The 11,773-nt window shown below is 58.0% G+C and carries 15 protein-coding genes; 7 read left to right on the top strand and 8 right to left on the bottom strand.

The genetic code is table 11. The annotated features are described in order from the left end of the window. Positions 1-107: 107 nt before the first annotated feature. From C1J03_RS06695 to C1J03_RS06685, 3 genes are read right to left on the bottom strand one after another with little or no spacing between them, the layout of a single operon-like run. Positions 108-752 carry an SDR family oxidoreductase gene (locus C1J03_RS06695; RefSeq protein ID WP_114884896.1) on the bottom strand — a complete coding sequence of 215 codons (645 nt, stop codon included), beginning with the start codon at positions 750-752 and terminating at the stop codon, positions 108-110. 9 nt (positions 753-761) lie between these two features. Continuing rightward, positions 762-1,190: a DUF1178 family protein gene (locus C1J03_RS06690; protein WP_114884894.1), complete on the bottom strand. Its 429-nt coding sequence runs from the start codon at positions 1,188-1,190 to the stop codon at positions 762-764. After that, on the bottom strand, positions 1,187-1,669 hold the full coding sequence (locus C1J03_RS06685; RefSeq protein WP_114884893.1) for an NUDIX hydrolase: 483 nt from the start codon (positions 1,667-1,669) through the stop codon (positions 1,187-1,189). Before C1J03_RS06685 ends, C1J03_RS06690 begins: the two co-directional genes overlap by 4 nt. Before the next feature lie 108 nt (positions 1,670-1,777). Between C1J03_RS06685 and modA the strand changes: the two genes are divergently transcribed. From modA to modC, 3 genes are read left to right on the top strand one after another with little or no spacing between them, the layout of a single operon-like run. Beyond that, positions 1,778-2,491, top strand: a complete 714-nt coding sequence (modA, locus tag C1J03_RS06680; protein ID WP_114884892.1) for a molybdate ABC transporter substrate-binding protein — start codon at positions 1,778-1,780, stop codon at positions 2,489-2,491. Further along, positions 2,488-3,180, top strand: a complete 693-nt coding sequence (modB, locus tag C1J03_RS06675) for a molybdate ABC transporter permease subunit (RefSeq protein ID WP_114884891.1) — start codon at positions 2,488-2,490, stop codon at positions 3,178-3,180. The genes modA and modB overlap by 4 nt, the downstream gene beginning before the upstream one ends. Beyond that, positions 3,177-4,262, top strand: a complete 1,086-nt coding sequence (modC, locus tag C1J03_RS06670) for a molybdenum ABC transporter ATP-binding protein (protein WP_114884890.1) — start codon at positions 3,177-3,179, stop codon at positions 4,260-4,262. Before modB ends, modC begins: the two co-directional genes overlap by 4 nt. 2 nt (positions 4,263-4,264) lie before the next feature. On the opposite strand, the gene C1J03_RS06665 is transcribed toward modC, so the two are convergent. Both C1J03_RS06665 and C1J03_RS06660 read right to left on the bottom strand, forming a co-directional pair. Then, entirely contained in the window at positions 4,265-5,029 is a 765-nt protein-coding gene (locus C1J03_RS06665) for an EcsC family protein (protein WP_114888888.1), read from the bottom strand. Positions 5,030-5,092: 63 nt separating this feature from the next. Further along, entirely contained in the window at positions 5,093-5,581 is a 489-nt protein-coding gene (locus C1J03_RS06660) for a GNAT family N-acetyltransferase (protein WP_114888887.1), read from the bottom strand. 97 nt (positions 5,582-5,678) lie between these two features. On the opposite strand from C1J03_RS06660, the gene C1J03_RS06655 reads away from it, so the two are divergent. Together C1J03_RS06655 and C1J03_RS06650 are read left to right on the top strand one after the other, a co-directional pair. After that, entirely contained in the window at positions 5,679-6,284 is a 606-nt protein-coding gene (locus C1J03_RS06655; protein WP_114884889.1) for a flavin reductase family protein, read from the top strand. 82 nt (positions 6,285-6,366) lie between these two features. Further along, positions 6,367-7,194, top strand: a complete 828-nt coding sequence (locus C1J03_RS06650) for a GMP synthase (protein ID WP_114884888.1) — start codon at positions 6,367-6,369, stop codon at positions 7,192-7,194. A gap of 18 nt (positions 7,195-7,212) precedes the next feature. On the opposite strand, the gene C1J03_RS06645 is transcribed toward C1J03_RS06650, so the two are convergent. Beyond that, positions 7,213-8,889, bottom strand: coding sequence for a SulP family inorganic anion transporter (locus C1J03_RS06645; protein ID WP_114884886.1), 1,677 nt, complete (start codon positions 8,887-8,889; stop codon positions 7,213-7,215). Between the two features lie 258 nt (positions 8,890-9,147). On the opposite strand from C1J03_RS06645, the gene C1J03_RS06640 reads away from it, so the two are divergent. After that, entirely contained in the window at positions 9,148-10,020 is an 873-nt protein-coding gene (locus C1J03_RS06640; RefSeq protein ID WP_114884884.1) for an S-methyl-5'-thioadenosine phosphorylase, read from the top strand. Between the two features lie 31 nt (positions 10,021-10,051). Here the strand turns inward: C1J03_RS06640 and C1J03_RS06635 are convergent, their stop codons facing one another. Then, the gene (locus tag C1J03_RS06635; protein ID WP_114884882.1) at positions 10,052-10,798 is read right to left on the bottom strand and encodes a hypothetical protein; all 747 of its coding nucleotides are present in this window, start codon (positions 10,796-10,798) and stop codon (positions 10,052-10,054) included. A gap of 11 nt (positions 10,799-10,809) precedes the next feature. Beyond that, entirely contained in the window at positions 10,810-10,944 is a 135-nt protein-coding gene (locus tag C1J03_RS25945; RefSeq protein ID WP_302661618.1) for a hypothetical protein, read from the bottom strand. Positions 10,945-11,193: 249 nt separating this feature from the next. Between C1J03_RS25945 and C1J03_RS06630 the strand changes: the two genes are divergently transcribed. After that, positions 11,194-11,724, top strand: a complete 531-nt coding sequence (locus C1J03_RS06630; protein WP_114884880.1) for an adenine phosphoribosyltransferase — start codon at positions 11,194-11,196, stop codon at positions 11,722-11,724. Positions 11,725-11,773 lie beyond the last annotated feature (49 nt).

Raw genomic sequence — 11,773 nt, 5'->3', positions numbered from 1 at the left:
GTTTACGCCAGCACCCCGCTCTGTGCAAGACCAAGGGAAGTCTTCATCACCCCGGACAGACAGTTTCAGGTCGGGTCACCTTCGCGCATCACTCCAACGACAAAACCTCAATAGGCATGCGGGCGGCCGTCCCAAGTCTCGAAACACCCGGTCGTTTCCATGCCTAGCGCATCAAACCGGGCGGCCAACCCGCCAACGGCCTCATCCACACTGATATCGGCCGCATCACTGCCCATATCCGTACGCACCCAACCGGGATGGTAAATCCCCACAGCGATACCCTCACCGCGTAAATCAGCCGCCAAATTGCGCCCAAGGTTCAATGCCGCCGCTTTGGACGCCCGATAGATATAGCTGCCCCCCGGCGCACGCTCACTTGATGCCATCTGAGACGAGATGATCGCGATTTTACCCGCCCTGGCGCGCCGCAGATGCGGCAGAAGCGATTGAACAGTCAAGAACACACCTGTCACGTTGGTGGCAAAGCTCTGCGCCCACATCTCCTCAGGGTACCCCCCGTCCAGGTTTTCGCCCTTATCAAAGTAAACGCCAGCGTTGCAGACCAACAAGTCAATCGCGCGATCGCCCAAGGTTTCCGCCATCGCGGCATGGCTGTTGGGGTCCGTCACATCCAGTTGAAAGGGTGCCGCATCAGATCGCCCCGTCCCAATAACGTCTTGGCCTAGCGCTTCGTAATGCGCCGCAAGCCCTGCTCCAATGCCCCGGCTTGCGCCCGTGATCACCACTGTCATGTCATGTCCTTACTGTAGCTTGCGTTTGGGCCGGAATGGCAACGGGGCCACCGGCACACCGTCCTCGATTAACTTGCGGGCCTCATCGCCGCGCACCTCGCCGTAAATTGCACGCTCTGGCAGCTCACCCTCGTGCATCGCGCGCGCATCACTTGCAAAGCTATCTCCAACATAGTCCGCATTCGCCTCAATTTTGCTGCGCAACGCGGCCAGCGCTTCTGCTGTTCTGCCTTCAGGTATGCTGAGACTCGGATCGGGCGTATCAGCTGTGCGCTCTGCATTCACCCGCGGTGCCATCAGCGATTTTTGCACCCCGCTTGCTCCACAAACCGCACAGCTCAGATGCCCTGAGGCCTCCAACAAATCAAAAGCTGCCGCTGACTTGAACCAGCTCTCAAACCGGTGCCCTTCGCCACATTGAAGCGTAAAACTGATCATGGCTTCTTGAGCTTCTTTGCGCCGACAACCGGCGGACTAAAATCTAGAATCAGCCGCGCCAATTCGCGTTCCTGGACCACCCGCGCCGCTTTCTTGCGCGACATCCACATCCGACGGCGTTGACGTTTTTCAGGGAAATTCTTGGACAGTGATTTCACCTGCATCGGATAAAGCATCGCCAGACAGGGCGTCATCTCTCCATCGGCCACCTCTTTGGCGTAGGAATAGACCCCCAAGCAACTATCTGATGCGCGCCCCGTGACGCCCGCCTCTTCCCAAGCTTCTTGCTGAGCCGACGCAGCAGGCGTTTTGCCTTCCATGGGCCAGCCTTTGGGCACAATCCAGCGCCCGCGCCGGCGCGACGTTACCAACAACACCTGCAGTTTGCCTTTGCGCATGCGGTAGCACAGCGCCGCAAATTGCGTACGCGCCTGTCCCTTAGCGCCGCCATGCAGCGAAATCGGCAGTTGTTTAACCATTTCATGTCCCTAAAAAGGATCTTACCTCAACATAGGCTGCTCTTGCCGCCTTTTCCAGATCACACCTGACCTTGTACCGACGCGTTGCTTGACGGATACTCTGCCACGATGAAACGCCTGCTCATACCCCAAGCTTTGATGCTATTGACCGCCCTGCCCGCAGGCGCGCAAGGCATCACTGTTTTTGCCGCCGCCAGCCTGCGTGGCGCTTTGGAAGAAATCGCGACGAATTATGCTTCTGACGTCACCCTATCCTTTGGCGGATCAGGTACTATTGCCCGTCAAATTGCCGCCGGAGCCCCCGCAGATGCCGTCATCCTAGCCAGCGCCGAATGGGCCGATTGGCTGGAGGCCAACGCTCTGCTGCGCGCGGATACACGCCGTGATGTGGCCGGAAATACCCTCGTCGTTATTGGCCCTGCAGGAACAGCATCCGCCACAGCACAATCTGCCCTCGCCCAGCGCCCTATCGCAATGGGCCAACGCGATGCCGTGCCCGCAGGCAGCTACGCCCGCGAATGGCTGCAAACCATAGATCTTTGGACCACGATCGAGCCACATCTGGCCGAAACTGACAATGTTCGCGCGGCCCTCGCCCTTGTGGCCCAAGGGGCAGCACCCGTTGGCATCGTCTATGCCTCAGACGCAGTCGCAGAACCGCGCGTCGCCGTTACCTATTCAGTCCCGCTAGATCAGCACGCCCCAATCCGCTATCCGGCTGCGTCCCTAACCCCCGTTGGCGACGCCTTTGCCGCATATCTCGCCGGCCCCGAAGCCACTGCTGTATTTACAGCACATGGCTTTGTTGGTGCCGCTCCATGACCCTCGACGCCGCCGCTTGGGAGGCTTTGCGCCTGTCGCTATGGGTCGCGGTTTGGGCCACTAGCCTCGCGGTGCCGTTGGCACTTGGGGTGGCTTGGATCCTCGCGCGGCTCACCTTCCCCGGCAAATCGCTTTTGAATGCCGCCGTCCACTTGCCGCTGGTCTTGCCTCCAGTGGTCACAGGCTATGTCTTGTTGCTCATTTTCAGCCCTTCAGCCCCCTTGGGACGTATGCTTGAGGCGACGGTCGGCCTCACCTTCGCCTTTCGCTGGACCGGCGCGGTGCTCGCCGCTGTTGTAATGGGTTTTCCACTGATGGTGCGCGCCATGCGCCTTGCTATTGAGGCCGTCGATCCCAAATTAGAAGACGCCGCCTCCACGCTTGGGGCGTCCCGCATTGCCGTCTTTACCCGGGTGACGCTGCCCTTGATCGCACCGGGAATCCTCGCTGGGGCCGTCATGGGTTTTGCCAAGGCGATGGGTGAATTCGGCGCAACCATCACCTTTGTCGCCAACATACCCGGCCAGACCCAAACCTTGCCGCTTGCCATCTGGACCGCGCTTCAGATCCCCGGCGGTGAAGGATCTGCCGCGGCTATGGCTGGCCTCGCCTGCATTGTCGCATTGGGCGCTGTGCTGCTGTCAGAATGGCTCGCCCGCCGTGTCGCCGCCCGGATTTCTGGCGTATGAGCCTTCAGCTTTCCCTCTCGCACAATTTCGCAGGCTTTTCGCTTGATATCGCGCTGGAAGCCGGCCCTGGCATCACCGCCCTTTTTGGCCGCTCGGGTGCGGGGAAAACTACTGTCATCAACGCCGTCGCGGGCCTGCTCCGCCCGGATGTGGGCCGCATATCATTTGATGATACGATCTTATTGGACACGCAAAACTCCATAAACGTCCCGCCGCATCGGCGCCGCTTTGGCACCGTGTTCCAAGATGCGCGGCTCTTTCCACATCTCACCGTGGCGCAGAACCTCGATTTTGGCACGCGGTATGCGCCTAAAGGGGAAAATGTCCCCCGCGACGATATTGTCAATCTGTTGGGCCTCGCGCCGCTGCTGTCGCGCGCGCCCATGACCCTTTCGGGCGGTGAACGCCAACGCGTGGCCTTGGGCCGTGCGCTGCTCAGCCGGCCGCGCATGCTTCTGATGGACGAACCCCTCGCAAGCCTTGATGGTCCGCGCAAACAAGACATCTTGCCCTATCTGGAACAACTTCGCGATGGTCCCTTAGGGCTGCCGATCCTCTACGTTAGCCACGCGGTCGATGAAATCGCGCGCCTCGCGGATACGCTGGTGTTGCTCCAAGACGGCCGTGTCGCGGCACAAGGGCCGCTGATGCAAGTCATGGCCGACCCCGCCGCAGTACCACTCCTGGGCGTGCGCGAAGCGGGTGCTGTGATCGAGGCCCAAGTCACCGCCCATGCCGAGGACGGCCTCAGCACTCTAACCCTAAGCGCCGGCCAGCTTGAATTGCCCGGCGTGCAGGCCCCCATCGGCACGCGGGTGCGCCTGCGCGTGTTGGCCCAAGATGTGATTTTGTCGCTGACCCGTCCCGAAGGCTTAAGTTCCGTGAACATTCTGCCCGTTGAGATTGAGGCTGTTCACCCCGGCGGCGGCCCCGGTGCGGCAATCGTGCTCAAGGCTGGAAATGATCGTCTTTTGGCCCGTGTCACAGCGCGTGCAGTCACAGAAATGCAGCTCAAAGCGGGCAAGCCCTGTTACGCGATTCTCAAAGCCACCACCGTGGCCCCCGGCAGTATCGGACGCTGATCTCAGCTCACGAACTTTGGACCCATCTTTATGCGCAACCGCTCTGTTAGCTCTTCTGAAGTTACGTCCGAATCTATCGCAAGCTTACGCATCCCGAAATGCACATGCGCCATGTCCTCATAATAGCTGGTATAGGCGTAATTTGTCGCGGCCCCCGCAACAGCCCCCAGCACAGGCACCGCCTGCGCCGCCAGCTTTTGGCCCAACACGACCGCGAGGCGAGGTGCCACTTTGGCGATTACTGCCTGCATCGCCCGGCCCGACAACGCCATGCGCGCCGACAGAAACCCCAGATCAGCCCCATCATCACCTGACAAAGGCCCTGCGGCAGAAAACACCTGAATACAGTCGAATTGCACGTTTTCAGCATCCGCATCGAACCCATGCTCGACCGCGACACCCTGAATAACCCGCAACAGCAAGGTTGTTGTCACCGGCAGCTCTGCCAGTGCCGTTGGAAGTCCGCCTGCACCTCCCGCAGCCCCCATGGCGGCGCTCACCGCCGTGTTCAGCCATGACGCCTGATCTGGCACAACACCGCGGCTGGTATGCGCCGCCTTCATCGCTTGGGTCAGCGCCTTGACCGTCGCGACTTCCAAATTGCGCCGTACCGGGCCGGGCAGCCTGTCCAGCAAACCATCCGCTTGGCCCCCAATGACATTAAGCACATTGATCCCAACACCCCCGGCTTCTCTATAACGCTTAGCGATAGCGTTCAGGCGCGCCTCGACATCGACCGTTGCGGGCAGGTTTGTCTCAAGTTTCATGTCTTTAGGCTTCATGCACCGCGCTCCTTGGTTCATCTTTATGTGGGCAGGCCCGCGAAAAATTCAATGCGCAACCGGGCGCACATCCCCTGCAACCGCGTCCCATGCGCCGCTGATCAGTGCCCGGCCTAGCACCCGCTCGGGGTTCGTTGGGGGTGGCATTACGACCGCCTGCAACGGCATAAACCCAAAGCGCGCATAATAAGGTGCATCGCCCACCAGCATGACCCGTTCCCAGCCCAAATGGACTGCCTGCTCCAACGACCCTTCGATCAAGAGCCCGCCCAGACCTTCGCCCTGATGCGTCGGGTGCACGGCAACCGGACCTAACAATAACGCCTGCACTGATCCGACCTGAACCGGCCAATAGCGGATCGCACCGCCAATCAGCCCGCTTGCGTCAACCGCCACATGGCTGAGCCCTACAACCGGCGGCGCACCGTCACGCAACCGATAAGACGACAACGCAGTACGTCCCGGCGCAAAGCAGGTGTCATACAGCGCCTCGACCTCCCAATGGTCGTCTGTCGTTTCTGATCGTAGACTATACAAAAGGCGCGGCCCAACTTGCAAACGCGTGTGGTTTCTGGTGGCAAACGCCCTAACATGCCGCTAGGTCCATGGGCAAACGAGATCGGAGTGCTCATCCATGTTTTACCGCCCCACCGACGGCCACGGCTTGCCGCATAATCCCTTCAATGCTGTCGTGACACCGCGCCCGATCGGCTGGATCTCCACCCGCGACGGACAAGGTCGCGACAACCTCGCGCCCTATTCATTCTTCAACGGCGTGGCTTACGTCCCGCCGCAGGTTATGTTCGCCTCAACCGGCACAAAAGACGACGTCGACGGCACCAAAGACAGCGTTACTAACATCCGTGAAACCGGGGTTTTCTGCGTAAACATCGTGGAATACGTGGCCCGCGATGCCATGAATGCCTCCTCTGCATCTCTGCCCCACGGTACGGATGAATTTGCCCATGCTGGCGTTGAAAAAGCCGAATGCGAGGCAATTGCTTGCTCCCGCGTCGGCGGCGGGCCTGCGTCCCTTGAATGCCGCATGACCCAGATTGTAAAAATTGAAGGCGAGGCGAATTTTGTGGTCTTTGGCGAGGTTATCGGCGTCCATCTTCGCGATGATTGCATCGTTGAGGGCCGCTTTGACGTGACCCGCTACTCCCCGCTCAGCCGGCTTGGTTACCGTGATTACGCCGCTGTCCGCGACGTATTCGAACTGATCCGGCCGGACGACTAGAACGGATTGCGCGCTCCACCGCCGCCCAAGTTGCGAGAATTGTGTTACGCTGACACAACCCAGCCGCGACAAGAGGTACGTTATGGCCCAGTTCAACCACTCCATCATCCGCGCCGCTGTCTGGAATTTAGCCGGCTTTACGCTCCCCGGCCAACGCGTCGGCATTTCGCAACGATCGGTAAAAGCGACAAGTCAGGCGCGAGGGCTGGCGCTTTTGGATGCGGAATTTGTCACATTGGTCGAAGTGTCACCGCTCAGCCATATTGACACGCTGATCGAAAAGCTCCGCGGCTTTGGCGTCGAATACGAAAAAACCATCCTTCCGCAGCCCCATGGCAATATCCATATTGGGTTTCTGCATAAGCCCGGCATTGAGGTGTCCAATCCCCGCTTCATCCCTGGTTCTGAGGGCGATTATGCCCGCGGTCGCCAGGCCATTGCAGTGGATATGAAGGTGGGGAAGTTGGCTGCCACTGTGATCGGCGTGCACTTCAAATCGGGCCGCGACCGGGCAGAACAAAAAATGCGCGACAGCCAGTGTCGTGTCATTGGTGAGTATATCACGACGCTCCAACAGACACCTGGCCACAAACGCCGAGGCGTGTTCTTGATGGGGGACTTCAACATGATCCCCGGCCAAGACGTATCGAATTTTCACCTGCTGGGCGGCGATGACGTAATGGATTTTGTTTCGAGCTGGGATTTACAGGACCGGTTCTCGCATATCCTCAAGAAAGGCCGCGCCAACTTGCTTGACGGTTTCGCAGTCAGTCGCACGTTTTCAAACGACTATATCAAGGGCAGTTTACGCCTGTTTCCAATGCATTGGACGATGGACATGGGCCGCGAAGAATTTCGCCGCTCAGTCTCAGATCATTTGCCCTTCGTCGCCAGCTTTCGCATCTTCTAACGCATCAGCACAGCGGCCCTAGTGTCCACCTAAAATGCCGGTGCGCACCTGATAGTTAACTGCCAGCTCGTAATCAGGGTCGTCATCGCTATCGACCACAAGGTGCCCTGCCCGCGTCAGCAAAGCGTGACAGTCAGGGCTGAGGTGACGCAGTTGCAACCGCTTGCCCGCATCCTCATATTTTCCAGCAATCGCTTCGATCGCCTGCAACGCAGATTGATCTACCACCCGGCTGTCAGCAAAATCTACGATCACTTCTGCGGGGTCCCCCTGCACATCAAACAGTTCAGCAAATCCTTCGGAGGATCCGAAAAACAGCGGCCCTTGTACCTGATACACCCGCGCGCCTTCTGGCGTGCTGTATATCTTGGCGTGAATGCGTCGCGCGTTGTTCCACGCATAGGCCAGCGCAGAGACGATCACGCCGACAACCACTGCCACAGCGAGGTCTTCGTATACCGTCACAACAGTAACAAGCAGGATCACAAACGCATCGGTCAGCGGCACTTTGCGCAAGATCGTAAGCGAGTTCCACGCGAACGTACCGATCACCACCATGAACATCACACCGACGAGCGCAGCCAGTGGAATAAGCTCGATCAGGCTTGATCCAACAACAATGAACAGCAGCAAGAATACGGCTGCCGCAATGCCGGCAACCCGCGTACGACCGCCCGATTTCACGTTGATCATCGACTGACCAATCATCGCACAACCGCCCATACCGGCGAAGAACCCTGTAACCGTGTTAGCCACGCCTTGCGCGATACATTCTTGGCTCGCACCGCCGCGCTTGTTGGTCATGTCACCCACAAGGTTCAACGTCAGTAAGCTTTCGATCAGGCCAATCGCGGCAAGGATCACAGCATAAGGCGCGATAATATAAAGGGTCTCAAGAGTGAACGGAGCCAGCGCCGTTCCATAGAGCCCAACACCATCCCCAAAAGGATTGTGCGGCATAGGAAAGCCACCTTGGATTGACGCCAGATCACCGACCCGTGGCACATCCATGCCCGTAACAATCACCACCAAAGCCACGATACCAATACCGGCAAGCGGTGCCGGAATGGTCCTGGTCAGACGCGGCATCACCCAGATGATCGCCATTGTCGCGGCCACCAGCGCCAGCATCATAATCAGCGGCATGCCCGACAACCATTCACCACCCGACATGCCATGGCCCGTATCCACCATGGTACCCGGCACCTTGAATTGGGTCATTTGCGCTAGGAAAATAACAATCGCCAGCCCGTTCACAAACCCAAGCATCACCGGATGCGGCACAAGGCGGATAAACTTGCCCCATTGCATCACGCCCGCAAATATCTGGATGAACCCCATCAAAACCACGGTGGCAAAGAGGTATTCAACGCCGTGCTGCGCAACCAAGGCGACCATCACCACCGCCAGAGCACCCGTGGCACCCGAGATCATGCCCGGACGTCCACCGATCAGCGCCGTAATAAGCCCGACAATGAATGCCGCATAAAGTCCGACCAGCGGATGCACCCCGGCCACAAAGGCAAAAGCCACCGCTTCGGGTACCAGCGCCAATGCAACCGTCAGGCCCGACAGCAACTCGATCCGCACCCGCGCCACGCTGAACCCATCCTCATGCATCCACCGCAGATCGGTGATGTCCATGTTCTTGGAAGTCAGGTTCTGGGTAAAGCTATGAAATATGCTGCGCACCATGGGGCTTCTTTCGGGTCAATTTTGTGAGGATGTAGCCGGCTCCTTACCTCGGATGACTAGGGATGGAAAGGCACCGGCCTGCTCGCCTAACCTGGGTGCTCTGGGCGCAACGCCGCGTTGTTGCTGTGCACAGGACGGTGCACACTCGGTGTACGCGCTGTGCACGGGGTGTGCCGCTGTGTCGCTGGGCCCTTTCCCCTCTTGGCCTCGCCGCTAGGATCGCTAATCTGCACCCAAATAAACCAAAGGCTTTCCCCCATGACCCACACAAAAATTGCCGTCATCGGCGGCTCCGGCATCTATGACATTGATGGACTAGAAGACGCGACATGGACGACCGTGGACAGCCCTTGGGGGGCGCCGTCTGACGCCATTTTAACCGGCACGCTGGACGGTGTCGCAATGGCGTTTTTGCCCCGCCACGGGCGCGGTCATATCCACTCTCCAACCACGGTACCCTACCGCGCCAACATCGATGCGCTCAAGCGTTTGGGGTGTACAGATGTTATCTCAATCTCCGCATGCGGATCCTTCCGAGATGAAATGGCACCGGGTGATTTTGTCATTGTAGATCAGTTCATTGACCGAACTTTTGCACGTGAAAAATCCTTCTTTGGGACCGGCTGCGTCGCCCACGTGAGCGTCGCTCACCCCACCTGCCCTCGGCTCGGCGCGGCCTGCCTTTCCGCGGCCACAGACGCAGGCATAACTGTGCACAAGGGCGGGACGTATCTAGCCATGGAAGGGCCGCAATTTAGCACCCTCGCAGAGAGCCGAATGTACCGCGAAGTCTGGGGTGCGGATGTGATCGGCATGACCAACATGCCCGAGGCCAAACTCGCCCGCGAGGCCGAGCTTTGCTATGCATCTGTGGCGATGATCACCGATTACGACAGCTGGCATCCCGATCACGGCGAAGTGGATGTGACTGGAATCATTAAAACTTTGACCGGAAACGCCGACAAAGGCCGCGATCTGGTTCGCCGCCTGCCTGCCTTGCTAGGAGCGGATCGCACACCTTGCGAACATGGATGTGACCGCGCATTGGAATACGCGATCCTCACCCAACCCGGCGCACGCGACCCTGCCCTAATGGCCAAGCTCGACGCGGTCGCTGGTCGATTGCTTTAACTCGAACAACCCGACCAATTTAATCGTTGCGCTACGCAGGTGCTGCAACCCGATCAATCAACTCAAGCCATCGCCGGACTTTCGCAGACAAGGGCAAAGGACTTCCTTCGCAAGGTTGGCCATTGGCGATTTGTGCTTGTTCGTTATAGTCAATATTGCCCTTCACAAATGTACTCTCGCCAACGAAATTGGAATGCTCGGCAAAAGCAACCGCCACGGTCCGGATCCGAATGGTTCCGTCATTTCCCAATACCGCTTTATTCAGCGATTTTCGAACAGTGCACACCTTGTATCCGTTACTCAGATGCCAAGCCATCCGGGTTTCGCAATCAGGTTCTGCGAATTGATTGGCTTCCGCGAGGTTTTTGATGACCAATTCGCTGCCACGGAACTCCCGGCCACTTGCTGGCAGTTGGTTGGGGGCAAACGACAATTGAGGCGTCGTGCTTTCCTGCCCAGTATCACCAAAGGCCCAAGCCACAAACTTTATGGATTTAACATATGACGGGAAGTCCTCTCGCAAAACGTTATAGTAAAGTGACGTATGGACACCATTCTCAACTAACCCACCGGCTTTGAGCGAGCATATTTCACTGATATTACCTTTCGGCGAAACAGCCGCTATGCTCCCAGGGGCCATCTGCCGGTCCCCCGTCTCATAATCTGCACGATGATAGGCATAGATATCTCTGTCCGATATCCCAGTCAGCCAAACGTAAATAAATAAACCAAAGCTCAACAAAACAGCTGTTGCGACAATTCTTTTATTGTAGGGCATGATATCGCTCCTCAGCGTGAACAGCAGCTATCTTCGCCACAAGGATAGTGCGTGTCCGGGCAAAGCGGTCTGTTGGAAGTGTTCTCAACGGCCCCAGCGCTTTGTGCCAACACCAGAAATACGGCGTACATTACGATGCGTTGCATGATATTTCTCCTAAAATTTCGAATCAAATAAAAATGGTATAATTCAACCACAATACCACAATAGCGGGAATTTTTGGAGTCCCCGCGCCACAAAGCATCGCCTTGCAGTTTGTGCTGACCTTTGAGATTACTAGGCGCGGTTCGAAGGCAACCGCCGAAATTCAAGGCTTTAGGGGCATCTCTGCCCTTTACGCAAACCCTCCCTCAAACGGGCCCAAAACCAAAACCCAGCCCTCAAAGAAAGCCCCCATGAAACAGATCCAGGACTACATCCGCACCATCGTCGACTTCCCTCACGAGGGGATCATGTTCCGCGATGTGACCACGCTTTTTGCTGACCCCCGCGGTTTTCGCATGGCAATCGACCAGATGCTGCATCCCTATGCGGGCATCAACATCGACAAGGTCGTTGGATTGGAAGCGCGGGGGTTTATCCTTGGCGGCGCGATTGCTCACCAGCTGAGCGTTGGATTTGTACCGATCCGAAAAAAGGGCAAGTTGCCCGGTCGGACAATCAGTCAGGACTACACGCTGGAATATGGTGAGGCGATTGTAGAAATCCACGACGACGCGATCCAACCGGGTGAGAAAATCCTTGTGGTTGATGATCTGTTGGCCACTGGCGGCACGGCGGAGGCAGGTATCAAATTGATCGAGCGTCTGGGCGGAGAGATCGTCTCAACGGCCTTTATCATAGACCTGCCAGAACTTGGTGGGCGGGCAAAGCTCGAGGCCATGGGGATGGAAGTCAACGCGCTGTGTGCCTTTGACGGACTCTGACACCCGTCCCATATCCGCGGAAAATCAGGGGCTGCGAGGAGGCATAGCG

It is taken from the genome of Sulfitobacter sp. SK012, from assembly GCF_003352085.1.
GTDB lineage: Bacteria > Pseudomonadota > Alphaproteobacteria > Rhodobacterales > Rhodobacteraceae > Sulfitobacter.
Note: the sequence above shows the minus strand (reverse complement) of the source record. Positions and strands in the feature narration are given on the sequence as shown.

Bases quoted from the DNA above. Each gene is read 5' to 3' on its own strand.
- modA (WP_114884892.1), top strand. From the start codon at position 1,778: ATGAAACGCCTGCTCATACCCCAAGCTTTGATGCTATTGACCGCCCTG.
- C1J03_RS06645 (WP_114884886.1), bottom strand. From the start codon at position 8,889: ATGGTGCGCAGCATATTTCATAGCTTTACCCAGAACCTGACTTCCAAG.
- C1J03_RS06695 (WP_114884896.1), bottom strand. From the start codon at position 752: ATGACAGTGGTGATCACGGGCGCAAGCCGGGGCATTGGAGCAGGGCTT.
- C1J03_RS06650 (WP_114884888.1), top strand. From the start codon at position 6,367: ATGGCCCAGTTCAACCACTCCATCATCCGCGCCGCTGTCTGGAATTTA.
- C1J03_RS06685 (WP_114884893.1), bottom strand. From the start codon at position 1,669: ATGGTTAAACAACTGCCGATTTCGCTGCATGGCGGCGCTAAGGGACAG.
- modC (WP_114884890.1), top strand. From the start codon at position 3,177: ATGAGCCTTCAGCTTTCCCTCTCGCACAATTTCGCAGGCTTTTCGCTT.
- C1J03_RS06655 (WP_114884889.1), top strand. From the start codon at position 5,679: ATGTTTTACCGCCCCACCGACGGCCACGGCTTGCCGCATAATCCCTTC.
- C1J03_RS06640 (WP_114884884.1), top strand. From the start codon at position 9,148: ATGACCCACACAAAAATTGCCGTCATCGGCGGCTCCGGCATCTATGAC.
- C1J03_RS06630 (WP_114884880.1), top strand. From the start codon at position 11,194: ATGAAACAGATCCAGGACTACATCCGCACCATCGTCGACTTCCCTCAC.
- C1J03_RS06665 (WP_114888888.1), bottom strand. From the start codon at position 5,029: ATGAAACTTGAGACAAACCTGCCCGCAACGGTCGATGTCGAGGCGCGC.
- C1J03_RS06635 (WP_114884882.1), bottom strand. From the start codon at position 10,798: ATGCCCTACAATAAAAGAATTGTCGCAACAGCTGTTTTGTTGAGCTTT.
- C1J03_RS06690 (WP_114884894.1), bottom strand. From the start codon at position 1,190: ATGATCAGTTTTACGCTTCAATGTGGCGAAGGGCACCGGTTTGAGAGC.
- modB (WP_114884891.1), top strand. From the start codon at position 2,488: ATGACCCTCGACGCCGCCGCTTGGGAGGCTTTGCGCCTGTCGCTATGG.
- C1J03_RS25945 (WP_302661618.1), bottom strand. From the start codon at position 10,944: ATGCAACGCATCGTAATGTACGCCGTATTTCTGGTGTTGGCACAAAGC.